The 25,901-nt window shown below is 60.0% G+C and carries 19 protein-coding genes, 1 tRNA gene and 4 pseudogenes; 10 read left to right on the top strand and 14 right to left on the bottom strand.

Annotated features, from left to right (window positions below; genetic code table 11):
• Positions 1-42 precede the first annotated feature (42 nt).
• From ACWV8V_RS12815 to ACWV8V_RS12805, 3 genes and pseudogenes are all read left to right on the top strand, one after another.
• A pseudogene (locus ACWV8V_RS12815) lies at positions 43-481 on the top strand (magnesium chelatase domain-containing protein); the annotation flags it as partial.
• Between the two features lie 503 nt (positions 482-984).
• Entirely contained in the window at positions 985-1,446 is a 462-nt protein-coding gene (locus tag ACWV8V_RS12810) for a GIY-YIG nuclease family protein (protein WP_455899892.1), read from the top strand.
• A 514-nt stretch (positions 1,447-1,960) separates the two neighbouring features.
• Complete coding sequence (locus ACWV8V_RS12805) at positions 1,961-3,370, top strand: Shedu immune nuclease family protein (protein ID WP_455899891.1); 1,410 nt, start codon at positions 1,961-1,963, stop codon at positions 3,368-3,370.
• Between the two features lie 7 nt (positions 3,371-3,377).
• Here ACWV8V_RS12805 and ACWV8V_RS12800 read toward each other — a convergent pair.
• From ACWV8V_RS12800 to ACWV8V_RS12775, 6 genes and pseudogenes are all read right to left on the bottom strand, one after another.
• A pseudogene (locus ACWV8V_RS12800) lies at positions 3,378-3,491 on the bottom strand (arsenate reductase (glutaredoxin)); the annotation flags it as partial.
• Between the two features lie 53 nt (positions 3,492-3,544).
• Positions 3,545-4,471 carry a hypothetical protein gene (locus tag ACWV8V_RS12795; protein ID WP_455899890.1) on the bottom strand — a complete coding sequence of 309 codons (927 nt, stop codon included), beginning with the start codon at positions 4,469-4,471 and terminating at the stop codon, positions 3,545-3,547.
• A gap of 95 nt (positions 4,472-4,566) precedes the next feature.
• A pseudogene (locus tag ACWV8V_RS12790) lies at positions 4,567-4,945 on the bottom strand (IS3 family transposase); the annotation flags it as partial.
• A gap of 179 nt (positions 4,946-5,124) precedes the next feature.
• A complete protein-coding gene (locus tag ACWV8V_RS12785) occupies positions 5,125-8,106 on the bottom strand; it encodes an AAA family ATPase (RefSeq protein ID WP_455899889.1) in 2,982 nt (993 codons plus the stop codon).
• A complete protein-coding gene (locus ACWV8V_RS12780) occupies positions 8,093-8,695 on the bottom strand; it encodes an ABC-three component system middle component 1 (protein WP_455899888.1) in 603 nt (200 codons plus the stop codon). The genes ACWV8V_RS12785 and ACWV8V_RS12780 overlap by 14 nt, the downstream gene beginning before the upstream one ends.
• Positions 8,692-10,551 carry an ABC-three component system protein gene (locus ACWV8V_RS12775; RefSeq protein ID WP_455899887.1) on the bottom strand — a complete coding sequence of 620 codons (1,860 nt, stop codon included), beginning with the start codon at positions 10,549-10,551 and terminating at the stop codon, positions 8,692-8,694. The genes ACWV8V_RS12780 and ACWV8V_RS12775 overlap by 4 nt, the downstream gene beginning before the upstream one ends.
• A gap of 144 nt (positions 10,552-10,695) precedes the next feature.
• Between ACWV8V_RS12775 and ACWV8V_RS12770 the strand changes: the two are divergent.
• From ACWV8V_RS12770 to ACWV8V_RS12760, 3 genes and pseudogenes are all read left to right on the top strand, one after another.
• Positions 10,696-11,298 (top strand): annotated as a pseudogene (locus ACWV8V_RS12770) (ATP-binding protein); the annotation flags it as partial.
• Positions 11,299-11,525: 227 nt separating this feature from the next.
• Positions 11,526-12,230, top strand: coding sequence for a hypothetical protein (locus ACWV8V_RS12765; protein ID WP_455899886.1), 705 nt, complete (start codon positions 11,526-11,528; stop codon positions 12,228-12,230).
• Between the two features lie 42 nt (positions 12,231-12,272).
• Positions 12,273-12,782 carry a YcxB family protein gene (locus ACWV8V_RS12760; RefSeq protein ID WP_455899885.1) on the top strand — a complete coding sequence of 170 codons (510 nt, stop codon included), beginning with the start codon at positions 12,273-12,275 and terminating at the stop codon, positions 12,780-12,782.
• Here the strand turns inward: ACWV8V_RS12760 and ACWV8V_RS12755 are convergent.
• Positions 12,736-13,686, bottom strand: coding sequence for a glutathione S-transferase family protein (locus tag ACWV8V_RS12755; RefSeq protein WP_455899884.1), 951 nt, complete (start codon positions 13,684-13,686; stop codon positions 12,736-12,738). The two genes, ACWV8V_RS12760 and ACWV8V_RS12755, sit on opposite strands and share 47 nt — an antisense overlap.
• A gap of 195 nt (positions 13,687-13,881) precedes the next feature.
• Here ACWV8V_RS12755 and ACWV8V_RS12750 point away from each other — a divergent pair, with 195 nt between their 5' ends.
• Positions 13,882-14,553, top strand: coding sequence for a VOC family protein (locus ACWV8V_RS12750; RefSeq protein ID WP_455899883.1), 672 nt, complete (start codon positions 13,882-13,884; stop codon positions 14,551-14,553).
• Between the two features lie 65 nt (positions 14,554-14,618).
• Here the strand turns inward: ACWV8V_RS12750 and ACWV8V_RS12745 are convergent, their stop codons facing one another.
• The 3 genes from ACWV8V_RS12745 to ubiA all read right to left on the bottom strand — a co-directional run bounded on the left by ACWV8V_RS12745 (position 14,619) and on the right by ubiA (position 17,533).
• Positions 14,619-14,762 (bottom strand): hypothetical protein, encoded by a 144-nt coding sequence (locus ACWV8V_RS12745; RefSeq protein WP_167390338.1) that lies wholly within the window; start codon positions 14,760-14,762, stop codon positions 14,619-14,621.
• A gap of 267 nt (positions 14,763-15,029) precedes the next feature.
• A complete protein-coding gene (locus ACWV8V_RS12740) occupies positions 15,030-16,421 on the bottom strand; it encodes a short-chain fatty acid transporter (protein WP_152151094.1) in 1,392 nt (463 codons plus the stop codon).
• Positions 16,422-16,639: 218 nt separating this feature from the next.
• Positions 16,640-17,533: a 4-hydroxybenzoate octaprenyltransferase gene (gene ubiA / locus ACWV8V_RS12735; RefSeq protein WP_455899882.1), complete on the bottom strand. Its 894-nt coding sequence runs from the start codon at positions 17,531-17,533 to the stop codon at positions 16,640-16,642.
• 158 nt (positions 17,534-17,691) lie between these two features.
• Here ubiA and ACWV8V_RS12730 point away from each other — a divergent pair.
• Together ACWV8V_RS12730 and ACWV8V_RS12725 are read left to right on the top strand one after the other, a co-directional pair.
• Positions 17,692-17,768, top strand: a tRNA-Arg gene (locus ACWV8V_RS12730).
• A gap of 147 nt (positions 17,769-17,915) precedes the next feature.
• Complete coding sequence (locus tag ACWV8V_RS12725; RefSeq protein ID WP_455899881.1) at positions 17,916-18,194, top strand: DUF927 domain-containing protein; 279 nt, start codon at positions 17,916-17,918, stop codon at positions 18,192-18,194.
• On the opposite strand, the gene ACWV8V_RS12720 is transcribed toward ACWV8V_RS12725, so the two are convergent.
• Positions 18,195-19,331 (bottom strand): reverse transcriptase family protein, encoded by a 1,137-nt coding sequence (locus ACWV8V_RS12720; protein ID WP_455899880.1) that lies wholly within the window; start codon positions 19,329-19,331, stop codon positions 18,195-18,197.
• A gap of 9 nt (positions 19,332-19,340) precedes the next feature.
• Positions 19,341-19,646, bottom strand: coding sequence for a helix-turn-helix transcriptional regulator (locus ACWV8V_RS12715; protein WP_455899879.1), 306 nt, complete (start codon positions 19,644-19,646; stop codon positions 19,341-19,343).
• Between the two features lie 1,462 nt (positions 19,647-21,108).
• Between ACWV8V_RS12715 and ACWV8V_RS12710 the strand changes: the two genes are divergently transcribed.
• Positions 21,109-21,249 carry a hypothetical protein gene (locus ACWV8V_RS12710; protein WP_455899878.1) on the top strand — a complete coding sequence of 47 codons (141 nt, stop codon included), beginning with the start codon at positions 21,109-21,111 and terminating at the stop codon, positions 21,247-21,249.
• A 270-nt stretch (positions 21,250-21,519) separates the two neighbouring features.
• Here ACWV8V_RS12710 and ACWV8V_RS12705 read toward each other — a convergent pair whose 3' ends face one another.
• Together ACWV8V_RS12705 and ACWV8V_RS12700 are read right to left on the bottom strand one after the other, a co-directional pair.
• Complete coding sequence (locus tag ACWV8V_RS12705) at positions 21,520-22,875, bottom strand: Gfo/Idh/MocA family protein (RefSeq protein WP_455899877.1); 1,356 nt, start codon at positions 22,873-22,875, stop codon at positions 21,520-21,522.
• Positions 22,876-22,928: 53 nt separating this feature from the next.
• Positions 22,929-25,901 (bottom strand): TonB-dependent receptor plug domain-containing protein, encoded by a 2,973-nt coding sequence (locus ACWV8V_RS12700; RefSeq protein ID WP_455899876.1) that lies wholly within the window; start codon positions 25,899-25,901, stop codon positions 22,929-22,931.

Genomic DNA, 25,901 nt, shown 5'->3' with positions numbered 1-25,901 from the left:
GGACACGTAAACAAACTACACACCCCCAATACATGGATGCAGATCTGCGCGCGGTTCGAGTTTCCGCAGCGGCGCATCACCATCAACCTGGCCCCGGTCGATCTGCCCAAGGAGGGCGGGCGATTTGATCTGGCCATCGCACTTGGCATTCTCGCCGCCAGCGGTCAGATCGATGTGCAGTCCTTGGACAAGTACGAGTTCCTCGGCGAACTGGACCTGACCGGCGAACTGCGCGGTGTCGACGGGGTCCTGCCTGCGGCGATCGCTGCCGCCCGGACGGTCGCAGCCTCATCGCGGCCGCCGCGAACAGCGAAGAGGCCGCAGTGGCCCTGCACGCCGACGCACGCGTCGCCCGCACCCTGCTGGAGGTCTGCAGCGCCCTTGAGAGCGGCACGCTGCCACCTGCCGTGGCGACCCACTGCCGGCCAGCATTCCCGATCTGCGCGACGTGCGCGGCCAACTGCAGGCGCGGCGGGCACTTCATTCGGTGAAGTGTGCCTCGTGTGTCGAAATGCGCCTATGAATCGAGCCAGGAGGGGGCAGTACCATGGAAGCGGGCCGCGTAGTGGAGACGTCGGTTGCCTTCGCGCATCATACGAACTGAAGGTAGCCGCGGATAAGGGCTCCCTGTCGTTGGCGTGAGTAGATGGCCGCAGTTTTGGCTGGGGTGACGAACTTACGAAGCGCGATGGTGATCAATAGTGTGACGGGCAACGCGGCTCACCTAGAGCTGTCCATTGCCGTCGAGGCCGGGGGGCTCTCCCGAACTCGCCAACATACCTGCGAAGTTGATTGACTGCTATGCCAAGTACAATAATAACTGTGTAAAGAACGACGATGCGGTCATTGAGGAGGAAATCGAGTTCATCCTTGAGATCACGTCATCTTTCATGAAGCACCTTGTGGCACTCGTAGCCAGGGGCTAACAGTTCACCCAACCCGACGCTGCTTCGCGGTGTGGTTTAAATCAGGTGTTTAAATGCCATGAAGGCGAGCGATTTACCCGGTGGCTGGATATACGTTATGCTCACCTCGCAAGATTATACTCGAAGCAAAATAGGGAGGACTAGCGGGAATCCTCTCGTTAGGTACAGGACGTTACGCACGTCCGAACCATTTCTTGGATTGGTCGTTGCTTACTACATACCAAGCTCTTTCGGCCCAGTAAGTTCGTTCGAGGCATCGATTCACGCTGAGTTTGAAGATCAGAGAATATATGGCCATGATGAGGTGAAAACGGAGTGGTTCCGCATTGAGTACTCAGAGGCTGAAATGCTAATTGACGGCATGCTGGAGGATTGGTGCAATCAGAAGGTCCACTACTTTAGCGGCCTTCATCTCGACAAGCTTTGCAAGTTGTATGAATCAGACATACGCGCCTGCTTTGAGCCCGATCCACACGATGTTGAATTTGCCAGGTCGTTACTTGGCGGGCAGTCGCGCTGAGAATTCATTCAAACCGGCACCTTTTTGCAGCGCGGCTTAACTCAGAGTGTTGAACGTCAGCTACTGGCCGGTAGCGGACATCAAAGGATGTTCTCGCACCACCCCTCATCGATGTCCTGCTAGACCACGTGGCCAAGGAGACAAGGAAAAGGGGCTGGGTAGATCGGCTACGCATCGCAAGTGCGCTGACCGTCAGTTCCTCCGCTGCAGTTGCTGTTCAGCGCGTCGTCGCATCGCTCACCCTCTAAAATATCCGATCAAGTTTCGACCGACTGCTTGATCCACGCGTAAGCCCCCCGGCAGCCAGACACCCGGTAAGTAGAACTTTCTGGCATCGTTACCCAGTCAGGAGGTTGCATGCGCACATCAAAATTCACCGAGACGTAGATCATCACGATCCTCAAGCAGGGCGATGCTGGGCTTGCGGTGAAGGGATCTATGTCGCCAGGCGTGGACCATTGACTCTTGCACCCGATTGCTTAGCCTTCAGCCATTACACGAGCACGGTGACCTGATGGCCAGTAGCCACCCCCTCAAGACCCGGCGCGAAGGGGCAACCTTCGCAGGGATGGTAGGTCTCAGCTTTTCTCTTGATAGCCAAGACGGTCAGCCCATGCTGACCGTCAGTGCAGCGCCCAGTGCTTTGGCTTTGAGCGCCAACACGGCAATTGAACCGCGCAACGTTGTCATAGCCCGTATCGACGATTCGCGGTTGCGCACGTATCCGATCAACGTCAACCCGTACAAGCCCGATTTCATGGAGCCCAAGTACGGAACGCTGCGGGAGATCACCGTCACTGACATGTGGTTCAACTTCGACCATGTCTCAGACTTGGAGAGCTTTTCGTGGTTGTTATCCGATCTCCCACCAGGCTTCAACACCCAAGGGGACTTGGGCTTGGGCTTTGTCTATGCCTACCGGGCCATAGCCGAGCAGATCGCGGCGATCGAGGGCGTTGAACGACTGCTGCTGACGCCCGGACGTGCTGCTCGCATTTCAGATGGCAGTTACCATCTGGGTAGAACCCGATATGACGAGGTGCGAAGGGACCTCAACAGGATTGCCGCCCACTGGCGCGCCCATGCGCAGTCCCAGCGTATGCGGCATGCGCACAACGCCCTGCTCAATGCTGCCAGTCCCGAACGCTTTGCCGAGCAGCCGGACGTGCTGCCTTCAGGGACACTGCGACGGGTAGTGGCTACCGAAGAACAGGTGAGCAGGATGCCCAAGGCTGATCAGAAGGCGTTGGTGGTAGCTGCCACGTCGACGCTTAAGGTGATAGCTGAGGAGTCGTTGCCCACCGTCCTCAAGCTGGGCCAAACCCTCCAGCGCGTTGCACTTGAGCAACTGATTGAGAGGTTTGAGGGTGCTCTTGCCAAGAAGCATAGTGAGGCGACATGGCAATCGTTCTTCTCCGCCAACTCATTCGTCCTTGGCTTGGCTTTTGCCTATCCCGCACTGGTTGTGTCCCAACAGACTCATGTCGGCTACACCAATTCCAAAGGCGCCGGCCACAGCATTCTTGACTTTCTTATAGCTAATGCGTCGTCCGGCAACGTGGCCATCGTGGAGATCAAGACCCCGGAAGAGCCGTTGCTGGAAGCCAGAGCGTATCGGGGCAAACTTAAGGGACCCCACGGCAAGCTGACCAGCGCCGTTGGTCAGGTGCTTCATCAGCGAATTGAGTTGGTTAGCAGCTTCGTAACGAAGCAACACGAGCAAGCGTTAAGGGGCAAGGATGTGGCATCAGTTCATTGCATCCTGATCGCAGGTACGACCCCGCAGAGCAGGCAGGACCGACGCTCTTTAGAGATCTTCCGGGGCGCGCTGAGGGATGTGAGCATCGTCACGTTCGACGAGCTGCTGGGCAAGCTAAAGATCATAGCGAGCGTCTTGGAGCAGGCCGAAGACGCTCTCGGCTAGCGCAATCTCAGGCGCCACCCTCCACCAACTCTCCGTCTTCTTTTCGGAAAGACCCGGGCAGTGGCGGTAGTATCTCCAGCACTACCTCGGAAGGCCGGCACAGGGGCACGCCCATCGGGGTCGGTGGCAACCGCGCGCCGTCGCAGTGAAGTGCCCCCACTCCAGCGAACTGGCTTATCGGTCAAGCTGGATGATGGCTAGACGAACATCCGATACGGTGTCATCGTATCGCTCCACAAACGTCTCAAACTTGGTCGATCCGGGTCCGCAACTTGCAATCCACCGAGCTTGTGCGCGCGAGAACACGTCGATTAGACCCTTAAAGTCGAAGAAGAAGACACTCCCGGACTGAGGGACCGCGTGCTCCGAATTCCCGACCCTGAAGGATATCCTCCTCACCGCATTATTCTTGACGCGAGATGAGTTGATATTCGTCATGTGCAAGAGGCCATTGCGCAGCTCCCACAGCTCCTCGGCGGTTATTCCCAAGGCAGACAGATCCGCGTAGTCCCGCAGCCATCGAACGAAGGACGGTGGGTCACGAACGTCGCCGTAATCAAGGTAAGCCAGGCTGTCGATGCAACTGAGCAGCAGCTTCATTGATGACACGTACAAGCCGGCATTGAACGTGAGCTTGATGGAAGCGAAGTAGTCATCATGGATCAGCTGAGAGAAGTGAAACCCCTCATCGTCCGTGTAACGACTGAGCCAATCGACCATTTCTCCTTGCTCCCCGGCGGCAGCGGCGGCCTCGCCGATGTCGAACTCACCTACCTGCGAGCTATAGTTGAACATCACCTTCCCACCAAGGACAGGTGTTATCACGGCCAAAGCACCATGGTCGGCACCTGCATGGACGAATAGGTCGTCGAGCAGGGCACGATCGCTCCCCAGCCTTGCCCGCGCGTTGTACTGCTGCCGTGTGAACGATTGCTGCAGCTTTACCTTGGTTGCACGCTGCAGGTCTGCCTTCAAGTTCTTCTGTAACAGCTGCAACCCCTGGGCATCATCGCCCACGAGCTCATGTACCGCATAACCGACTCTCTCACACCGATCACTTGGGTCGAAGTACAGATAAATGTTGAAAATGCTCTCTTTCACCACGAAATCCCCTTGCATTTGGCAGCGCAGAGACGACCCGTCGTTACCAACATGCCTGTGAAGAACTGAATCGCCCAGGCTTTTGCAGACAGTCGTCAGCCCTTTAGTGCGTACTGCTTCTCGAACTCTACCGGGGACAGCCCGTCGTTGGAACTGTGCCGCCGTTTTGGGTTGTAAAACACCTCGATGTACTGGAAGACGTCACCCCGTGCCTCGTCGTGATTGCTGTAGCTTCTCCGCTTAATACGCTCCCGCTTCAGTAGCTGGAAGAAGCTCTCCATCGCTGCGTTGTCATGGCAATTGCCTCGTCGACTCATGCTGCACACCATGTCGTGCTCGCGCAGTAAGCTTTGCCAGTCTTCACCGGTGAACTGGGTTCCTTGGTCGGAGAAGCAGAAGCCCGGGGCCTGGCTTGCGCCGCCACACTGCAGCCAATAGCGCCTGCAAAACCAGGTCCATGTGTCGAGTTGGCTGGGTCGCACAGGGACGCGGCATCCTACGGTTATGATCTGCGCCAGCAGGCAATCCGGCGAGGGCCAACTTGGCGCATTCGCACGCAAGCACGGCGAACGCGCCCGCCCCCCCCCTTTCCCCGCCTCCACCAGCCGCGGCACCGCTCCTGCCACGGCAGGGTCGGTCTTAGTCGGTCGACTCTATGCGACCTCCCGGGCAGCAACTCCACCGTCTTCGGGCACTAACGACCAAATTCTCGCCTCTAGACCATCATTCATGAGCTTCCTCTTGAAGTAGCGCGCCTGAGCCGCATCGTGCGTAGCTAGGACAAGCTGGAAGCCGTGATCAACTATGTAGTCTCTAAGTACGTCAAACACAGATGATGCGTGTACAAGATCATGGTGCTGCGTTGGATCATCGAGCAGTAATGCCCGCCAGTTCGACCACTTGTGATGCAACGCCATAGAGAGAAGGAAGGTCAATTGAAGATCAGTCATCTGCGCTTCGCTCGCGATCAGGGGCGCAGCCATCTCTTCCCCATTCATTTGGACACTCACCGACGCAACCGGTCTCCGGTAGCGATTCTGCAGGCCTAAAGTTGTACCGGAGAATCTAGGTTCACGAACGATCCTCTTGAGAAGTGCTTGCCAGCTGGGGACCACGGCTCCTATGTAATCGTGGACGCTATCAATTTCAGTTGATAGCCTCCTGGAGAGAGCCTCAAGAGCGGCGGAAAGCTTCGCAAGCTCCTGCGCATCCACATCAAGACACTTCTTCTGATCCCGCAAGTTCCCAGCAAATGCAGCTTCTTGCATCGCCCCTCTTCTTTGATCGATGAGCTCCTGAATCGAGTTCCGCTGCTCGGCCGACAATCGCGCCTCAAGATCGCCCGCAATGGCTTCGAGCCATTTGAGGCTCCTCTCAATGAAATTGAGGTCTGCCTCAGCGACTTCAATACTCGCATCGACTACATCATTCGAGGGCGAGCCGGGCAGTGAAAGGTTGCGCCACCTGGAATCTAGAACCGCAACCCTTGATCCTGCTTCGCCCGCGTGAGACTCAGCGTCTAACAGTTCGTCGTTCAGTGAGTGCATTTTCCGCACCTTTTCACTGAGAACTTTCTCAAAAGCCTCAATCTCAGCACTTATTGCCTTAGACTTCTCGTCCAAGGCAACTCCCTCCCGCTCAAGCTCAAGAACGTCTCGATCAAGAGATCCTTGCTCATAGTTGGCCACGTGGACCGTTGCAATGTCGACAAGATCGCGGGACTTCCTGGACTCAGCGCGAAGTAGTTCGACGCGAGACTGAGTAGCTGAGAGTGTTGACCTGAGCTCATGCCCTTTGGACTCAACGACGCGGCGGTTGATCTGATCAATGAGATGCCTCTGAACTTCGACCTCTGCACGGACCTTAGTAAGGCGCTGGGCAATTGCATCAACCGCGAGCCCAGGCGTGGACCACCCCGCCAAGTGCTCGCTCCTCGCGTATTCATCCGCATTTAGGCTAATCTCAGCCAAGCGGCCTTGTATTTCACTCAGCCTAGACCGCGCAGATTGCAGCTCGTGCAGCTTTTCGTTCATGGCTGACAGAATACGCGCGGCACTCTCACTCGCTTCGCGAAGCTCCAGCTGAGAAACTTGCAGTTCTGCACTATCACTGCTGAGTGAGCTACGAAGCCTGCGCTGAAGCTCTACAGCTCCATGATGAACCCCACACGCGGGACAGTCCTCGCTCCCGACCGGCAAGTTTGCAACAATCAGCGACAAGGCACGGCGAAGCTCGCCCACAGATGCCGACGCTGAAGAATACTTGGCCTGAGCTTCTCTCTGCCGGCGACCAGCGTCAGCATGCGCCGCTACCGCATCAGCATGCGACTCAGACAGGCGTGCAATGTTGTCTCGCTCTTCAGCTGCTTCGGCATTCAGACTAGCCGCATCAACAAGATCGTCACGCCACCGCTCTGCGGCCTTTGACGCGCTCAGCAAGCTTGCTTCAAGACCGAGTAGCGAGGAAACCTGATGCGAGGCGCGTATCAGCTCCTCTTCCTCCGCTGCCAGCTTTACCACCTCCCCACGGATAGCCGCCAAGTCCTCCTCGGCCGCCTGCAATTCGGTGAGATCAATCGCGCTCTTCTCGCGAGCCGCATTCAGGACATGGCGAGCGTGAGTCCAGTTCCTAATACCATCTATCTCGGCATTCAGCTCCATACGCCGTGACTCACATCGAAGCACTCCCTGTGCGGCACTCTCTTTCGCAGAGTTGACGCCAGATAGCTCAGTCTCCAAATTTTCGATAGATGACCGTAGATCCGCCATCTTGCCCGAACTCTCTTGTAGCCGCTGCTTGTCCGATTGATACGATTGAAGCGCCCCTGCGAGGCTGGCTAGTTGCTCGGTCTTCTGAATCAGGCGAGCTTGCTTAGCGGAAACCTTTGCACCAAGCGTAGAGTGGAAACTGCTCAGAGCTTGTAATTTGCCTCCCGAGCTTCTCCAGTCTGGCGCCAGCGTGTCCTCCATGCTGCCCAAGAGCGCAAGCTCAGCTAACTCCTCGTAGATGTTCTCGATAGGTTTCAACGACGCAGTCGAAGCCGACGCGGCCTTGTCACGTTCCGCGACGAGGGCCTCCCACTGTTGGAGTTGAACTATCACTGATTGGGTGCCGGCAATGTTTGCCTTTACCCGCTCAGTAACTGCCTTGCGCACTGGAACCAAGGCCGCGCTTGCAATCGCCCCTTCGCGCCCCACTGGCAGCTTAGAAAGGCTTTGGCCAGCATCCTTTGGGGCCGCCTGGATGAACCAGCTTCGCTCGCGCTGATCAAGCAGGTGCGTTAAGCGCAATAGGTACGGGACATCCTCACCGGCAACGCCGGGAAACAGTCCACTAACGTCTCCGCTCATCGTAAGTGCCCCGTCCATCGCGACACTTGCGCTGGCCTCTGCGGCGTCAAATTCCAGCTTGACTGACGCACTACCGGCGCCATCACCAACCACGGCTCTCAAAGCATCATCCGCTTGGAGACGTGAGATCATTCCGGTTAACGCCAGCTCAATCGCCTCAAAGACTGTTGTCTTGCCAGTCCCGTTTGGCGCAAGGAGTATCGTCGCGTGCCGGCTGAATTCAATTGTTGTTTCACGGCCAAATCGCCGCATGCCCCCAAGGGTAATTCTCTTAAGAGTTGCCATTGGATACGCCTTCCTTTGCGCTGACTAGTAGCCGATTAACCAATTCAGAAGTTCCGTCACCGGATAGAAGCGCCCCTCGCCATCCATCCATATGACCTCTCATCCAGGGGTGAGCCTCTGCAACTGCAGCTAGGGCCACCCGAAACGGATCATTTAAGGCAGTTAGCTGCGATTCTTCTTGACCAGAAACTAAGAAGGATCTGTCCAAAAGTGAGTGAACACTCTCTCCACCCCTAAGCACGTACTTCCGACAGAACCGGTCGTCAGTCTCGATTCTGGATGCATCCTGATCGGAAACGCCATCTATCGCCATGATCATGTACAGATCAGATGCCTCAGGGTCCGAAAGGGAGTCTCTTAAGTCAGCAGCGCACATAAATGCCATGCGCAAACTCTCACGCTCGTTGGCGACTTCAGCTACCAGAATAGTTCTAGCACCGGCCTCTCTTCTTCTTCTCCGCAGACGGAGTATGCGATGAGCCCCTTCGTCTAACGACGAGTTCGGCATCACATGAGCATCTTGACAAACTTCGAATCGTTCCGCTGCGCGTGTCTCGATCGCGGCAGTAATCTCTTCAATCTTAGTCATTGATTTCCATCCGCTGCGTTGCTTGCTGCCTGCTCTGTCGCAATCACTTGCGCGTCCCATTGACTCTTGAAATACGTGCGGGCGTTCTCCAAGTCCCCCATACGCAAGAATCTATCGATGTATTGGCCGGTCACTAGGACTTTGGGTCGACGCTGCGCAATCAAGCTGGTTGAGTCGTATGGTACGCCGGACATAACCGGCTCCAAGAATGTGCTCGCTGGAGCTTCTACACCTGACAAGACTACGACTGCATTCGGATTGGGGCCGATGATTTCTTGGAGATCATCCGACTGCAAGGGACGCATTGCGATTTCCTTACCTCTGGGTCCTGACCACTGCTTAAGGGCAATGCTTAGCACCGTCCCACAATTGGTAAACGTGCTCCACGTAGATCCTTCTCCCCCTATAGAAACGGCAACGACCAGGAGGGTCATCACGGCCGTCTCTAGCAGGTCTAGAGCCCGAGGCCCAACCCTCAGCAAACTGGCCTTAACAAGTCCCTCGGTTGGGGGATGCAGCAAGGCCGAGAACAAAGCTCTGGTTGCGGTGGGGTCTTGATCCAACCCACTCCACCAATCCTTCCACAGAGTGTCGAGTTCAGTCTGCAGGCCCACGTCCTTGACTTTCTCAATAGCGCCATCAACTCGAGTCTTCAACTGCGAGAGCACAAGATCGTCCATTGCCTGCATCAAAGAGGTAGCTTCAGCTGCAGACTGGGAAATTCCGTCCAAGTGCCTCATTGGCGCACCGGGCCGCATTGGGGATTCCACCCAAGGCAGGTTCTTTAGATCGGACGCGGAGCTTCCCAACGTCTCACCAGTGAGATCCATCGCTTTGGCCTTCCACACACTCGCCTCCTCCAGTAGGCACTGGGAGCCTGCATTGAGATGCAGAGCCAGCCTCATAATTGCGTGTGGAAGAGTGACTTTGCTTACATCCATACTGGTATGCGGTACTTGGAACTGAAGAACCCGTCGCGCCGCATCGGGCGCCCACAGACCCGCAACTACTTCTGGCGCGCGTTCCGCATCTTGTTCATCGAGGTCGTGAATACCCGACAGCTCCCAGCAAGAAGTCCCCTGCACCTTGCGGTACTGCGTCCAGCTTGCGACGTCCGGCCGAAGCGATTTTTTGAGGTACCTCATGAGCGCCCTGCGATTGATCGCACCAACGTCCGACGCTTCACGGAATATGTAGGCGTTGAGGCTATCCGAAGCTTCGCTCGCATTACTGAAGGCGACTGACAGCGATTCGATGATTTCTATATCAATCTGATCTTCCGTGCCGCCGTAGCCAACTTGCATCCTAGACAAAGCCGATCCAATGTGATCCCAGTCCTTGAATCCGCACCAGGTCGTCAGCCACTTAAATATGTCGTCGGTCGCAGTGTCCTTTCGATCCGCCATCTTCGAGGAGCTAAAAGAGTCCGTCGAACAGAGGCTGACGATTTCGCGGAACTGATCGATACGAATCCCTTTTTTCACTTCCACTGCTGGACCGAGCACCATCAGTTCGAAGAAACGCCTTCCTGAGTCATCAAGGTCTTTCCGCTCGATCGCGACAGCCAAACTCTCAAGTGCCTTGTCAAGCACCGATAGCTCTGTGGTCGAAGAGGGCCTAACTGGCGTGGAACTGCAGAACGGTGTGCCCTGCCGTTTGACTTGGGTATGTTGAATTGTCCCGTCACAACGAACTTCCACGATGTCATCCCAGTGTGGAATTCCACCTTGTTCGCTGCCGATCTCCACTGAATGAGGGATAGAACTAACCACGCCTTCAAGCATCTTCGCGAGCTTCAAGGCGAACAATCGCACCTCGTACCTGTTTCGACCATCAAGCCTGAACTTGCTTAGCATCTAAACCTCATCCTTGACGCGGTTTTAACGTGCGATATGAAGCAGGGTAGCCGTTTCACGCCCGGGAGCCTAGTCCACTCTTTATTGGGCGTAAATGTGGCCGAGGTTTCGGACATTTGACAACTCCCCATTGACAAATGCTAAGTACCGGAGTGGAGTCGACACGCGCTGGAAGTCATGCGCGAGCCGATCGAATCCGGGGTTGCCGTCGTCAGCCGTGCGGCGCGTACCGAGCGTTTTCCTGCGCGGTTTCAGCTCGTTGCGGCGATGAACCCCTGCCCCTGTGGCTGGGCCGGGGATCGCAGCGGGCGCTGTCTCTGCACCGAGGAGGTCATCCGTCGTTACCGCGGGCGGGTCTCCGGGCCGTTGATGGACCGCATCGATCTGCATGTGGAAGTGCCTCGGCTGGACCCGCGCGAGCTGCGGGATGACGCGCCGCTCGGCGAGGACAGCGCGAGTGTTCGTGCCCGTGTGGTGGCCGCGCGGGAAGTGCAGCTGCTGCGAAGTGGCAAGGCCAATGCACAGCTGCTTCCGTTCGAGCTGAGTGAGCATTGCCGGTTGTCACCGGAGGATCAGCAATTGCTGGAGGATGCTGTGGAACGGTTGCAGCTGTCGGCGCGCTCGATGCATCGCATCCTGCGGGTGGCGCGGACGTTGGCGGATCTGGGGCACGCGGAGGAGATCAAGACCGCGCATGTGGCGGAGGCGATCGGGTATCGGCAGTTGGATCGGGGTGGGGGCGTGTAATGCGAATGCCTCCGTGACCGCAGAATCTCCAGCCAACCAGCAGAACCGTCGTCAGTGCCGAGTATCGCCTCAACGGCTGGCACGGTTGGAAAGTGTTATCGCCTGACTTACTATCCGCGCTCGCGCCTCCCCGCTGACGCATTCAACACCAGCCAACAGGCGACTCGGCGTCACACCGTGGGCGATGCGCACAGCGAGAGGCGCGCCGGGTCAGATGTTTCATAGGCATGACGACCCGCCCCGGTCACCCGGTTTATCAATCATGGACAGTTGGAGTTTCAAGGACGTATATGGGGCGATCACGAGCAATTGATGACCTGCGTGGCTGGATAACGCATGCCGAGCAGGAACTCAACCGCCAGGCCACGTGGCTGAGCGACATGGGCCATGGCAGTGCGCTCCGTCATTGGCACGCGGTACTGTCGAGCTCCAAAGCGGTCGATCTTCTTTCAAGCGCCGGCTTTCTTGCAGAGGCCGTGCTGGCAGCTCGACTTGCAGGTGAGCATCTGTTCGCCATGGCCGCCACGCTCAAGGATCGAACAGCATGCGCGAAGATGGCGGGCAGCTCATTGAAGGACGTCGACAGGGCGATCCGGATGGCGCGCGACGATCGCCACCCGATCAACCCGCACAGCGTTGCGCTGGCGGGAGAAATCGACGCCGCACCGCGCTTGGACACCGATCCTGAGCATGTCTTCAACGGCCAGCGTGAGATCGCAGAGAGAGCCGGCCTTCTGGCGATCTACGGTACCCGATACAGCGTGATAGCGGCCATGGCCGACAACGCCAGCTTCATCGCCGTAAACCTCCAGGACATGATGCAGGACGTACTGGATGTGACAATCGATGCCGTCACCGAGTTTCTTCAGCAGAGCTGTGCCGAGGCTTCGGCAGTTATCGCCAAAGGTATCGTAAGCGAGACCTGCCGCTGACCCACCGTTGAGATGATTTCCACGCACATGCAAGGAGCATGTATGCAGCACGCTGGCTCACGCATCGAGATCGACGTGTTGTACCAGCTCGCGGAGTACCGGCAGTTGCTGCATGACGTCATCGCGATGGACATGGCGACCGGTAACGCGCAGACCAATCCTGCCAGCCCCTGGAACTGGCCGATCGTGCAAAAGGTCGTCCTGGCCATTGTGGTCCCGCCGATCTTTGCCTGGAAGATGCTCCGCGTCGGTCGCTGTGCGTTCGTCTTCAGTGCGGCTGGCCTCTCGCGCACGAGCAAAGGCAGGCGTGCCTTTCGAACGTGGGACCAGGTAAAGCATGTGCAGCGGTTGCAGGCGGCCTATCTCATCGAATTGGTCGAGGGAGGCGCGATGCCCATTCCCTTCCGGGAAATGGACACGGAGCAACGCCAGCAGTTTGAGCGTCTGCTGGCATCTGTGCCGGTGGTGATCCTCGAACCAGCTCACTGGCGGATTGGCAGCTACGTCAGTAAGCCCGCTGCGGCCCCACCGGCACGATCCCCGACGGATTGAGATGCCGATGACTCTCGTAATAGTGATGCTTGATGTGCTGGAAGTTCACCGTATCCGCCACCTCGGGAATCGCCATCATCCGCCCCATGAACGCATGCAGGCCAAGGAAGTCCGCAATGCGCCGCACGTTGCACTTGAAGTGCACGTAGTACACCGAATCAAAGCGGATCAACGTCGTGAACAGACGGATATCGGCTTCGGTCATGGCGTCACCCACCAGCCACGCCTGTTGCTGCAGTCGCTCGTCCAACCAGGTGAGCGTCTCAAACAACGGCCCAACAGCCTCTTCGTACGCCTGCTGCGTTGATGCAAAGCCCGCTTGGTACACACCGTTGTTGACGGTGGCATAGATCCGTTTGTTGATCGCATCGATCCCGGCACGCAGCGCCACCGGATAGAAATCACCGGCCTTGGCACCCAGTCCGTCATACGCGGCGTTGAACATCCGGATGATGTCCGCCGATTCATTGCTGACGATCCTGCCGCGCTCGCGATCCCACAGCACCGGCACGGTCACCTTGCCGGTCATTCCCGGCTTGGCGGCGGCGTACAGTTCATGCAGATAGCGCGCACCGCGTTCTGGCTCCGGCGTCACCTGCGGGCCGGGCTCAAAGTTCCACCCCTGATCGCCCATGTGCCAGTTGACCACCGACACGGGCATCAGATCCTCCAGGCCTTTCAGCGCGCGCACGATCAGCGCGCGGTGTGCCCACGGGCAGGCGAGACTCACATACAGGCGAAACTCCCCAGGCGCGGCTTTGACACCAGGCTCGCCATTCGGGCCAGCGCTGCCGTCAGCGCTCAACCAATCGCGGAAGGTGGATTCCTCGCGCTTGAAATGACCGTCCTTGTCAGCGGCACCCGCGGTGCCTTCCTGCCATGTTCCATCGACCAGCATGCCCATCGCGGGAGTACTCCTCTGATAGCGGTGTGTGATGCGCCGGTGGTGCGTGCCGGCTTCTACAGCGGGTTGTAGCAAACGCATCGGCAATGCCCGGTGATGGGCCCTCGCAGCGGGTGCATGTTTCATCGCGTTCATCGCCGCAGCACACGCAGCTGCGGCAGAATGTCGATGTATTTACGCGAGACTCCCACCATCATGCGTATCCACCAGATCGATCTTCCCGTGTCCGATGTCGCCGCCACCGTGGCGTACTTCCGCGATGAACTTCAGCTGCCGGTTGAGGGCTCGGCCGTGCGCATCGGCTGGAGCACCCTGCGGCTGCAACCCGCAGGATCGAATCCGGTCGGCGGTGTGCACCTGGCCTTCAACGTCCCAGCCAATCGATTCGAAGCGGCCACCGACTGGCTGAAAGCACGCGCCACCCTGCAGCGCGATCTGAAGGGCCATGACCACTTCACCTTCGATGGCCGCTGGGATTCCGAATCGATTTATTTCACCGGGCCGGACGGCCTGATCCTGGAGCTGATCGCGCGCCGGCGGCTGCCTGCCGGCGAGCGTCAGGGCGCGTTCCATGGCAGCGAGATGACCTGCATCAGCGAGGTCGGCCTGCCCGCTGAAGACGTGGCTGAGGTGCAGGCAAAGGCCCAAGCGGCGTTCGGGCTGGAGCCGCTGTCACAGCCCACGCCGCACTTCGCACCCCTCGGCGATGACGAAGGTCTGTTGATCGTGGTCGATGCGACGCGCCGCTGGTTCCCCGAGCAGAAGGTGCCGCCGAATGCGCGCGGCCTCCGCGTGGTGCTGCATGACGTGGTGCCTGGCGCGGCTGTGGAAGACGCAGCACTGGGCTGGCACCTGCGCTCTGCCTGAGCAGGCCGCAGACGAACGAAGCCCCGCCGGAGCGGGGCTTCAGTTCACATAACAGCCGGCTGGGCTCACTCTTCCTCGTCCTGCTGGCCGCCCTGCTGCTGGTTCTGGTTGCGCTGCTGCTGTTCCTGCTGCTGTTGCTGCTGCTGGCCGCGACCACTTTCCTGCTGCTCACCGCGCTGATTCGGGTTCTGCTGGTTCTGCTGAGCCATTTCGATTCTCCGGTCGCCGCAAACGGAATGTCGCGGTCGGGGCCATCCTCTGCAGCGCGAGGTTAACGACGTGTGGGGGTTTGTATACGAATTCGTCAACGTCTCCACGCCAACGTTTTCTGCAGGTACAAACCCCATGTCGCAGTAAGCGTTGGCCCGCATATGAACGGTTCGAATTCCCTTATGCCACCATCCCCCAACCGCCCCGGAGCGTGACTGAACAGGGCATCCCCGATCCTGCGGGTGGAGATGACGCGCAGATGACGATCACGGCATCACCGGCGGCACGTAGGTCAGCGTCATGCCGAGCAGCCACAGCAGGCCAAGCACCAGCGGGATGTGCACGAGCAGCTGGATGAAGGTGAAGCCGACGATGTCGCGCGCCTTCAGCCCGAGCACGCCCAGCAGCGGCAGCATCCAGAACGGGTTGATCAGGTTCGGCAGCGCCTCGGCGGCGTTGTAGACCTGTACCGCCCAGCCCAGGTGGGCCTTGAGTTCGTTGGCCGCCTGCATCACGTAGGGCGCTTCGATGATCCACTTGCCACCACCGGACGGCACGAAGAAGCCGAGCACCGCCGAGTACACGCCCATCACCAGCGCGAAGGTGTCGGTGGTGGCGATGTGCACGAACAGGGTGGACAGGCGATGCGCGAGGGTCTCATCACCACTGCCGGTGGCGTGGGTGAGGATCATCGCGATGCCGCCGTACAGCGGGAACTGGATCAGCACGCCGGTGGTGCTGGGGACGGCCTTGGCCACCGCGTTGAGGAAGCTGCGCGGGCGCCAGTGCAGCAGCAGGCCGAGCGAGATGAACAGGAAGTTGTAGGTGTTGAGGTTGGCGATGGCGGTGACCACCGGCTTGCTGGCGAACTCGCCGAACAGCCAGCCGAACGCGAGCAGCGAGAGCAGCACGGTCAGCAGCGGGCTGTACTCCAGCCACTCGCCGGGGCGGGTACGCGGCTGCAGCGGCTCGGCCTCGGCGCGGGCAGCGCCTTCGAAGTCCTTGGCGGTGCGCGCAGTGGCGGCGCCGGGTGCGGTGAGCCAGGCAATCAGCAGCGACACCAGGATCAGCGCGGATGTCAGCGCGATCGACTGCCACAGGAAGATGGTCTCAGTGAAGGGCAGCACGCCGGTGATTTCCACCAGGCCGGGCGGCATGCTGGCCGGGTTGGCCTGCAGCTGGGCGGCCGAGGAGCTCAGGCCCATCGCCCAGACCGCGCCGAGGCCAAGGTAGGCCGAGGCGCCGGCGGCGCGGTAGTCCATGTTGAGTGCTTCGCGACGGGCCAGTGCGCGCACCAGCAGGCCGCCGAACACCAGCGAGAAACCCCAGCTGAGCAGCGAGGCCAGCATGCTGATCAGGCCGACATAGACCACCGCGCCACGGCCGGTCTTGGGCACACGGGCCAGCAGCTCGATGAAGCGCGCCACGATCGGTGCGGTGGCGACCGCATAGCCACCGATGACCACGAAGGCCATCTGCATGGTGAAGGGGATCAGGCTCCAGAAGCCCTCGCCGAAGGCGGTGGCGGTGGCCTGCGGGGTGGCGCCGAAGCCCATCGCCGCGGCCGCGACGATGACGACGCCGAGCACCGCGAACACATAGGCATCCGGGAACCATTTTTCCGCCCAGGCGGCCGAGCGCAGTGCCGCGCGCGCCATCCAGCCGTCCTGCACCACCGTCGATGTGCTCATTGCCCCGCCCTCCCCGATCATTCATTGGGAGCGATTCTGGGCGTTGGGAACGGCGCTGTCAGTCGCCTAATGGTCGTAGTGCCGGGCGCTGCCCGGCTCTGCGAGGTGATCGGGAGCCGGCCAACGGCCGGCACTACCACTGCGCGCGTTACGGGTAGCACCCGACCGTTGGTCGGGTGGCCACCTCAGCGCAGCGCCAGCGATACCGCGATGCCGGCGAACAGCGCGGCGCCGACCCAGTTGTTGTGCAGGAAGGCCTTGAAGCACGGGTCGCGCTCGCGCTTGCGGGCGATCCAGAACTCGTAGGCGATCAGGCCGGCGGCAACGCCGACGCCGAGGCCGTAATAGACCCCCAGCTCCGCGCGCAGGCCGACCAGCGCCATCGTGCCCAGGAACAGCGCGTAGAGAATCCCCTGGATGATCAGGTCCAGATCCCCGAACAGGATCGCGGTGGAATGCGAGCCCATCTTCAGGTCGTCATCGCGGTCGACCATGGCGTACCAGGTGTCATACGCGGTGGACCACAGGATGTTGGCGCCGTACAGCAGCCAGCCGATCACCGGCACCTCGCCCTGCACCGCGGCGAAGGCCATCGGGATGCCCCAGCCGAAGGCCATGCCGAGATAGACCTGCGGCAGGTGGGTGTAGCGCTTGAGGTAGGGATAGCTGGCGGCCAGGAACACGCCGATGAAGCTCATGCCGATGGTGAGCCAGTTCAGGGTCAGCACCAGAGCGAAGGCGACGATCATCAGCCCGGCGAACAGGGCCAGCGCCTCACGGCCGGACACGGCCCCACTGGCCAACGGGCGGTCCTTGGTGCGCTTGACGTGCGGGTCCAGCCAGCGGTCGGCGTAATCGTTGATCACGCAGCCGGCCGAGCGGGTCAGCCACACGCCAGCGGTGAACACGAACAGCGTCCACAGCGGCGGCAGCCCGCCGGAGGCCAGCCACAGCGCCCACCAGGTGGGCCAGAGCAGCAGCAGGGTGCCGATCGGGCGGTCGGCGCGCATCAACTTCCAGTAGTGCCGCCAGCGCGACGGGGGCGCCGCCTCGGGCGCTTCAAAACGTTCGTAAGCCATCGGTAAAGGATACCGCCTGGGCTGGCCGGGCGCGCCGCCGCCGGGCGCATCGGTGCAGGGGGCAGACCTGCGCGGCGTTTACGGATAGAATGCTCCTCCCGCGCCGCTTTGGCGGTCCGTGGCCCCATCAGGCGGCCCGGCGGGACGCAGGACACAACGCGCTCGTAGCTCAGCCGGATAGAGTAGTGGCTTCCGAAGCCATTGGTCGGGGGTTCGAATCCCTCCGGGCGCACCATCTGAACGTCTTACACCGACTTATGAAGGCCGAATTTTCCTTTCAAATCGAGGATGTCGGCCTTTTTTGTGCCTGTTAGCGTCCCCGCTGAAATGCTGGCGCGCCCCACGTGAGTTCGTGCGCCAGCTGGCCGCAGGCGGTGTGGAGATGTCTGCCCATCGCAACACGATGCAGCCGCTGCTGGCCTACATCATTCAGGAGCGCATCGACGCCCGCGCCCGCAATGTGGCCGTGCCGGGCTGGCATGACAGCAGCTACGTGCTGCCCAGCGGCGAGAGCTACGGCAGCAGTGAGGAACTGCTGGTCTACCAGCACAGCGGCGGTCTGCAGCACCACTACGCCGCCGTGGGCTCGCTGGCCGACTGGCGGCGCGAGGGGGCCAGCCGGTGCCACGGCAATTCTCGGCTGGTGCTGGCGTATCAGTGACTAATTGAGGGCGCCCCTCAACTTCAAACCGGAATCTGACATAGGGCAAGAAAGCGCCAATGCCTTCTTGCTGCTTGCGCGGGCGCGCAAATGCGCAACGGCAGAGGAGACGCGCCGCAGAAGAACAGTCTTCTTACGCTTAATGTTCGGCTTCGGCGGCGCCGCACTACAGGAGCCGGACATTCTAACCCGCATCACGGCTAGCCGAGACTCGATCATTCTTGCGTGAACTCTCATTCCGGTGTGCAACCGCTCCGCCTCACGGTATTGCCCCATGAGCGTGGTACCTAGCAGGCACGCATCGCTATAGTCCTTCGGATTCTTGAAAGCAGCCCTGTAACGGCGCATTTTTCTATAACGACTCATTGGAAGGCCAATTCGGTCGCTCCAGACCGCAACGCCAGTCACGACCTTCACTGTTCCCGCAGGAAAATAGGAAATTTTGTGACCAATGAAGTTGTAGTGAGCCAACTCCTTAACCACCGCCGACGCAAACAATCGAGTGGCTTGTTCACCAGAGAACATCATGTCGTCAACGTACAAAGTGAACACCAGATCCTTCTGTGCTGCCATCTTATGTATACGGGCGAAAAGATCCGAACACGCGAAGTAGGAAAGCAAAGGGCTAACTGCACTACCAGTGGGGAGAAACTCCCCGGCGCAGCAGATCTGGGTCAGAAGCTTGGCGACGTCTGGCACACAACTCAGACGCTCCTCAAAAAATTGGCGAACAAGACGTGCCCGTACCGAGGCGTAGAAGTTCTTGATATCTACCTTTACCCCGCGATGCGGATTCATGTGGGCACGGGCATTATCTACGTAGTCGAGCCCCTTAGTTGCAGAAAAAACGAAAGAAGGCTTACTAATCCTTGAAAGGAGCTGGGCCAAGCGCCTGTGGACTGCATCGAGCAACGGCTTGGGTTGCTGAATAACCCGCGGCTTTTTCTCGGGGAGGCCAGCCAATATCTCTTGTCGCTTCTGAGGAAGCTCCCAGTGCCGGTAGTTGTCAGTAAGCGAAGCGAGAAATCGAAGGTCCTTAACCGATATCTTCAGAATATCTGCCAATTTTCGCTTTGACGTCACCTTGTATAGCGGTGATTGGCAAACCAGATAGCATCCCTGCTTCTTCTTCGTCATGAAACCACCTTAAGCGGCGTTCTTAAAAATTGATTTCTTTTCAATCCAATGAAGAATTGCTATAGCCTTCTCGCCTAGCATGCGCTTAACCTTTAGGTCGCGCGGAGATTCACCGGCATTCTCGGAAAACAAAATTAGAGAAGAAAGAGGGATTCCGAAATGCGTTGAATACCTCTGCAAAAGCTCCAAACTAGGGGTCTTTTTGTTTGACTCAATTTCAGAAAGATAAGACCTTGATATGCTCAGAGCATCGGCTAGCTCAGCTTGATTCACGTCATGAAACGAACGAACTAACCGGAGAGCTTCACCAAACATGATTGATTCTCCAATTGAATGTGAATGGAAGTTAGAGGTTAGCCCCCTCCGCTTCTTTAACAAGGCGGAAGACCCACTTAACTACCTTGTAGGCTAGGTAAGCATAATCGGCTGCCTTTAGCACAGACTTCAGAGTCAAGCTCTTCAGAAAAGCTTTCAGGCGGGACGGCTTGCGGGTTGTACGGTTATTGTCTGGTGTTGCCATAAGTGATGTTTCCTTTTCAGTTAATGACGGCAAATTCCAATCAACACGATGTTGATGTCGACCTACCGTCTCACGGCACTAACTGAAACCTTATGGAACTTTGAAGAACCCGCTTGCTTTTCCCTCTACTACCAACCCCGTCTTCCTCACGAAGACGGTCTATGTCACTGCTGCCATGACTTCATCGTCCGTCGGACGACGACGACGTCGTCATGCGCTTGCGTGATGAAAGAGGCTTTCGCCTCCACGGCGCCAAACTGGCCGCCACTTTTACTTCAGCCGCAATCTTCAACCACCGTACAGTTGCAAATCATACACGGAATTCGCTGACAGTCAACACCGGGTCGACTCAGAGAGAACTTGATTCGTTCAGGATCTGCGCGCTACTGACCTCTGCGACGGGCAAGTGCTTTACAGGTGTCAGGTGGACAAGTGCATTGGCGCCGTCCGCGCGATTTGCCAGAGCCAAAATCGCGTAGTGGTGGCCTTGCCTCAAGCGGTGCAGGCCAGGCTCAGCCCCTGCTTCATGCCCGAAGCGCCGCCGTACAGCCACTCACGTTACCGCTGTAACCAGTTGTTACCAGCCATCACCCCACTGACTGATGGCGTAGATGATTGTTTTTACGAGGAATGGAATGCCCGTTACCAGCGTTACCGCTGTTACCCGGATTTTCGGCATGTCAGGAGAGCATCCAGCCTCTCAAGTGCCTAGGCAACGGGCGTGGCTGCTTCGAAGCTATGTGTTGTGGGTAATCCGGCCATGTTGATACGGGCGCACTTCCGGTGAGAACGTGTTACCGCAAAGTAGTTGCCAAGCACGTTTTCGTAGCGTTCCCGAACCACTCTTTATTTGGGCAGCTGCTTTTTAGGATTCACTTGGACAGCTGCACTTCCTCTCTGCCGCGCGCAGTCCTGGCTTCGCCCCTGAACACCGTCTTCCCGCCGCGATTTAGTCTTTGTTGGTGCAGGCTTCCGCAGGGGGCCATGCACTATCGTGATAGCACTTGGAGCCTCACCATGCCTGCGCGTGGCGAAGTGCAGGTGGTGCAGAGAAAGCACCCTATAAAGCCCGCAGGCGTGGCGGGGAGACGAGTGCGCGCGCCGGGGGCAGAGCCTCGGCGGGCAGCTGGTTGGCGCTCATCGGCCTATGTGCCATGCAACCCCTCTCTTTCGCCTCAGGACTGCGTCCAGGCCCGTAGCCTCCCGCGCATGCAGGCTGGAGTCCCGTGCTCCCTGACGCCCTGGTAGATTGCCGACATGGATTACTTGGTCTTCGCGCTCATCGCGTTTCTGCTGCTGGCGGCCGTAGGCGTCACCCTTGTCTGGGGGCTCAGCGTGCTGTGCCGCTTCCTCTCGGTCCTGGTCGACGAGTTCTCCACGTCACCGAGGGCGCGGTGATGCTGACGCAACGCACCTAGCGTCCGAGCTGTGGCGGTAACTTTGGCGGTAAGCCAAATAGCCAACGACCCATTGACCCTTGTATAGCAAGGCATTTGAAGGATTATGCGACTCCCTCCGGGGCACCATCCTTGCCACTTCCCCGTGTTCATTGCTTTGCCTGCGCTGACCGCGCCTAGGCTGGGCCGCGCCATCGCCTGGCCGACCGGGTGAACGCGCGCACGGAATGGCCGGTACGCATCGGTACCGGCCCTGGGACGTCAGCCTTCCTCAGTACGTCCCATCAAACGCAAAGATCGGCTTGCGCTGTTTCCACAGCCCGGCGGTGAAATCCGGGAATTCCAGCGTCTGGAAACTGTTGGCGATGGACTGCTCGGACAGCGGCGTGATCGCGCTCCAGGTGATCGCGTCGTAGATGTCGATCGGCATCGGTGCCTTGGCCTTGAGGGCTTCCACGAAGGCATGGATGACGAACCAGTCCATGCCACCGTGGCCGGCGCTGGCGGCGGTATCGGCATGCTGCTTCCACAGCGGGTGCTCGTACTGGTCCTGGTAGGCCTGGAACGGTTCCCACTTGTGCGGCGGGCTGCGGCCTTCGATGTGGATGGACTGGTTCACATCCATCCACAGGCCCTTGGTGCCCTGCACGCGGAAGCCCATCGAGTACGGCCGCGGCAGCGAGGTGTCGTGCTGCAGCAGGATGGTCTCGCCGTTCTCGCAGGCCAGCGTGGTGGTGACGATGTCGCCAAGCTTGAAGGCCACCTTGGTGCTCGGGTGGGTGGTGCCCCCGCTCTTGGCCACGGTGTACTCGTGCAGGCCACGCGCCTTGCTGGCAAACGCGTTGATGTGGGTGAAACGGTTGCCACGGTTGATGCCGGTGTACATCGCACACGGGCCGATGCCGTGGCTGGGGTACAGCTCACCGTTGCGCTGCACCGAATGCTCGGTGCGCCAGCGTGCTTCGGACCAGCCCTTGGCACCGAACTCCACGCCGCTGTCATACGGCTGACTGGGGTCGCCGGAATTGAACTTCACCCCGCGCAGGTCGTGCTGGTAGCCGCCCTGCAGGTGCACGAGTTCGCCGAAGAGGCCTTGCCGCACCATCTGCAGCGCCGCCATCACATCGCGGCGATAGCAGACGTTCTCCAGCAGCATGTACGGCGTGCCGGTGGACAGCTGGGTCTTGAGCACGTCCCAGTGGTCCTGCAGGGTGATGCCGGCGACCACTTCGCAGCCCACCGCGACCTTGGCCTGCATCGCCGCGATCGCCATCGGTGCATGGTATTCCCAGGGCGTGGCGATGATCACGCCGTCCAGGCCGCGCTGCTCGATCAGCCGCTTCCAGGCGTTGACGTCGCCGTCCTGGCCGTACGCCTTGGGCGCCGGCTTGCCGGCCTTGGCCACCATGGCCATGCCGCGCTTGAGCATGATCGGCTCGATGTCGCACAGCGCGACCACCTCCACGTCATCGCGGCGGACCAGTTCCTTCAGCAATACCTGGCCGCGCATGCCGGTGCCGATCAGGCCCAGCCGCACCTTGCGCGCGCGTGCCCGGGCGGGCGTGTTGGGCAGCAGGCTGGTGGCGGCGACGGCCGCGCTGGCGGCGATGAATTCTCTGCGTTTCATGGACAGTACCTCGTGTGAAGATCGCGCCGGCCGGGACCGGCGCGGGGGAAGCATCAGAACTTATAGCCGACGGTGAGACTGTAGCCGCGACCGAAGATGGTGGCGTAATCGCTGGAATCGCCGAGGAAGCTGTTCGGGTCATAGAACGGCAGGCGGTCGAACAGGTTCTTGATGGTGAAGCCGACGTTCCAATGCGCATCCGGGCGCCAGGCCACGCTCAGGTTGGCGGTCCACCACGACGGGGCGCCATCGCACTTGCTCTGCTCCACCGGCAGGTAGCCGGCGGTGCAGGTCTGCGGGTTGTTGTCCTCCTCGTCGATCTGCTGCAGCGCCCACTTGGTGCCACCCACGTAGTTGACGAAGACACTGGTGGTGACCTGCTTGTAGCTCCAGTCCGCGTTCAACGTGGCGCGCAGCCGCGGGTTGTTGTAATAGCCGACCAGGTCGCCGTAGTACCAGCCGCTTTCATCATCCAGGTAGGAGCGGTTGCGGTTGGCGATGGTGGCGGCCACACCGATATTGAGGTTGCCCCACTCGCCCAGCGAGAAGCGGCTGCGCGCATCGATGTCGAAGCCGTCGATCAAGGTCTTGCCACGGTTCTTGTACTGGCCCACCACGCTGGCCACGTTGCCCACGCTGTAGCCGGGCAGCGTGCCGGGACAGGCCACGCCGCTGGCCGGGTCGGCGCACATCGCCGCCAGGGCGGCCAGGTTGGCGCGGTCGCTTTCGGTGATCGGCGAACGCGTGGAGGAAATGATGTCTTCGTCGCGGGTGAAATCCGGGGCGACGATTTCATTGCTGCGGTAAATGAACCAGTAATCGGCCGACACCGACAACCATTGGGTCGGCTCGTAGACGAAACCGAGCGTGGTGATCTTGGCCTTCTCCGGCTTCAGGTCCGGGTTGGGCTGGGTCATGCGCGCCACGGTGCGGCTGCAGTCGGTGTTGAGCAGGGTCTTGCCGAGGTCGACGTCACCGCCACGCTGCGACTGCAACAGGAGGTTGGCGATGGCGTTGGTCTCGTTGCATCGCACCTCGTCGCGGTAACCGCCCAGCTGGGCGAACACGCCACCATTGCCGGACTCGGCCAAGCTCGGGGCGCGGAAGCCGGTGGAATAGGTGCCGCGCAGCATCAGCTGATCGAACATCTGGTACTTCAGGCCGATCTTCGGGGCCAGGTTGGCGCTGAAGTCCGGGTACTTGTCCACGCGCAGTGCGGCGTCCAGTTCCAGCTTCTCGGTGAGCGGCGCCACCGTCTCGGCGAACAGCGCATAGGTGTTGCGCTTGCCATCGAACCACGAGCCACCCTGCTGGGTGATCAGGCCGTTGGCCGCGTCCGGGTTGCCGGGGGTGTAGAAGGTCTCGCGGCTGGCGTTGAAGCCGAAAGCCGCACGCACTTCGTCGGCCGGCATCTGGAACAGCGGACCTTCGATCTTGCCGTCCAGGGTATGCAGGCGCGTCCAGGACTGGATGTCGAAGGTCGGGAACGCTTCGCGGATCAGCGCGGCGTTGGCCTCGCTGATCTCACCGAACTTGTACGCCGGGTGATCGGAAATGATCACGCGGCCAGTGCCCGGATCGACGGAATACGGGCCGAAGGCCTTCTCGAAGCCGGCCAGGTTGACGTTGGTGGTCTGGTAGGTGACCGAGTGGCTGCCGGCGGTGGCAAACGCGGTTTCCCAGTTCCAGTCGCCGATGTCACCGCGCATTCCGGCCACCACGCGGTAGCTCTGATCGGTGTTGCGCTGGCCGAAGTGGTTAGCGCCCACGTCCTGCAGCAGGTACTGCAGGCCGACCACGCCGCCCATCAGTGCCTTCAGTTCGGGCGAGGCGTTGTTGTATTCGTTGTTCGGGCCCAGGTAGGGATACAGGAACTGGTTGACCGTGGTGCCGGTGTTGCGCGAGAACCAGCTGGTCGGGTTGCCGGTGGTGGTGCCGTAGGCACGCGGCGTACCGCCGTTGGCGGTCAGGTCGATGTCGGTGTAGGTCGCTTCGGCGAAGGCTTCGGTGCTGTCGCCGATCAGGAAGTGGGCGTTTACATACGCAGTGTTCCGCTCGGACTTGGCGCCGGCGTCGATCTCGTTGTTCATCCACGTCTCCCAGATACAGCGCGGGCCGGCCGCTTCGCTGGTGAGTACGTTGTTGCAGCCTGGCGCCGCTTCCTGCACGCGGCGGCCGGTGACCGGATCGAACGCGAAATAGCTGCCCGGATTGAACTCGCCCGGCTTGCTGCCGGTCCCCAGGCGCAGGTTGGGCAGGTAGTTGGGGTTGTTGACGTAGTACTGGTCAGGCCGCTTGTCGTAGAAGTCGCTCAGCGGGATCGCATCGCGCCGGTACAGATTGACCGAGGCGTAGACGTTGTAGCGGTCTTCATCCAGGTCACCGAAGCCGGCGGTGATGCTGCCCTGGTGTTCGCCGTAGGAGCTGATCCGCGAGGATTTATCCGTGGTGAGGTTGATCTCCGCGCCCTGGTAGGAGCGTTTGGTGATCACGTTGATCACGCCGGCCACCGCGTCGGTGCCATAGACCGCCGAGGCGCCGTCGGTCAGCACTTCCATGCGTTCGATCGCCGCGGCGGGGATCGCATCGATGTTGACGAACTGGGTCTGGAAGCCGGCCGGTGCGCCGTAGTAGGACAGGCGGCGGCCATTGAGCAGCACCAGCGTGCCCTGTGCGCCGAGGCCACGCAGGTTGGCCTGCGAGGCGCCATCCGAACCGGTGAACAGCGAGCGCGAGTCCTGCTGGCCCGGCCGCGCGGCGGGCAGGTTGTCGAGCACCTGCAGCAGCGTGCGCGCGCCCATGTTCTCGATGTCCTGCTTGCTGATCACCTGCACCGGCGAGGCGGTTTCCACATCACTGCGGCGGATGTTGGAGCCGGTCACCTCGATGCGCGACAGCTCGGTGGCTTTCGTATCGGGTGATGCGTCCTGGGCGCTGGCACCGCCGACCACCGCGACGGCCAGGCCGAGTGCGATGGACAAGGGGGTGGCGGTGATGCGGCGATGGCGATGGCGTTCGGTCAACAT

The organism is Stenotrophomonas sp. Ker107b, from assembly GCF_053847245.1.
The sequence above is the reverse complement of the archived record's forward strand: the minus strand, read 5'-3'. Positions and strand labels throughout refer to the sequence as shown.

What these genes read in the sequence shown, in the direction of transcription:
- ACWV8V_RS12810 (WP_455899892.1), top strand. Translation starts at nt 985, where the DNA reads ATGAAGGCGAGCGATTTACCCGGTGGCTGGATATACGTTATGCTCACC.
- ACWV8V_RS12805 (WP_455899891.1), top strand. Translation starts at nt 1,961, where the DNA reads ATGGCCAGTAGCCACCCCCTCAAGACCCGGCGCGAAGGGGCAACCTTC.
- ACWV8V_RS12785 (WP_455899889.1), bottom strand. Translation starts at nt 8,106, where the DNA reads ATGGCAACTCTTAAGAGAATTACCCTTGGGGGCATGCGGCGATTTGGC.
- ACWV8V_RS12780 (WP_455899888.1), bottom strand. Translation starts at nt 8,695, where the DNA reads ATGACTAAGATTGAAGAGATTACTGCCGCGATCGAGACACGCGCAGCG.
- ACWV8V_RS12775 (WP_455899887.1), bottom strand. Translation starts at nt 10,551, where the DNA reads ATGCTAAGCAAGTTCAGGCTTGATGGTCGAAACAGGTACGAGGTGCGA.
- ACWV8V_RS12765 (WP_455899886.1), top strand. Translation starts at nt 11,526, where the DNA reads ATGACGACCCGCCCCGGTCACCCGGTTTATCAATCATGGACAGTTGGA.
- ACWV8V_RS12760 (WP_455899885.1), top strand. Translation starts at nt 12,273, where the DNA reads ATGCAGCACGCTGGCTCACGCATCGAGATCGACGTGTTGTACCAGCTC.
- ACWV8V_RS12755 (WP_455899884.1), bottom strand. Translation starts at nt 13,686, where the DNA reads ATGGGCATGCTGGTCGATGGAACATGGCAGGAAGGCACCGCGGGTGCC.
- ACWV8V_RS12750 (WP_455899883.1), top strand. Translation starts at nt 13,882, where the DNA reads ATGCGTATCCACCAGATCGATCTTCCCGTGTCCGATGTCGCCGCCACC.
- ACWV8V_RS12745 (WP_167390338.1), bottom strand. Translation starts at nt 14,762, where the DNA reads ATGGCTCAGCAGAACCAGCAGAACCCGAATCAGCGCGGTGAGCAGCAG.
- ACWV8V_RS12740 (WP_152151094.1), bottom strand. Translation starts at nt 16,421, where the DNA reads ATGGCGCGCGCGGCACTGCGCTCGGCCGCCTGGGCGGAAAAATGGTTC.
- ubiA (WP_455899882.1), bottom strand. Translation starts at nt 17,533, where the DNA reads ATGGCTTACGAACGTTTTGAAGCGCCCGAGGCGGCGCCCCCGTCGCGC.
- ACWV8V_RS12725 (WP_455899881.1), top strand. Translation starts at nt 17,916, where the DNA reads ATGTCTGCCCATCGCAACACGATGCAGCCGCTGCTGGCCTACATCATT.
- ACWV8V_RS12720 (WP_455899880.1), bottom strand. Translation starts at nt 19,331, where the DNA reads ATGACGAAGAAGAAGCAGGGATGCTATCTGGTTTGCCAATCACCGCTA.
- ACWV8V_RS12715 (WP_455899879.1), bottom strand. Translation starts at nt 19,646, where the DNA reads ATGTTTGGTGAAGCTCTCCGGTTAGTTCGTTCGTTTCATGACGTGAAT.
- ACWV8V_RS12710 (WP_455899878.1), top strand. Translation starts at nt 21,109, where the DNA reads ATGGATTACTTGGTCTTCGCGCTCATCGCGTTTCTGCTGCTGGCGGCC.
- ACWV8V_RS12705 (WP_455899877.1), bottom strand. Translation starts at nt 22,875, where the DNA reads ATGAAACGCAGAGAATTCATCGCCGCCAGCGCGGCCGTCGCCGCCACC.
- ACWV8V_RS12700 (WP_455899876.1), bottom strand. Translation starts at nt 25,901, where the DNA reads ATGTTGACCGAACGCCATCGCCATCGCCGCATCACCGCCACCCCCTTG.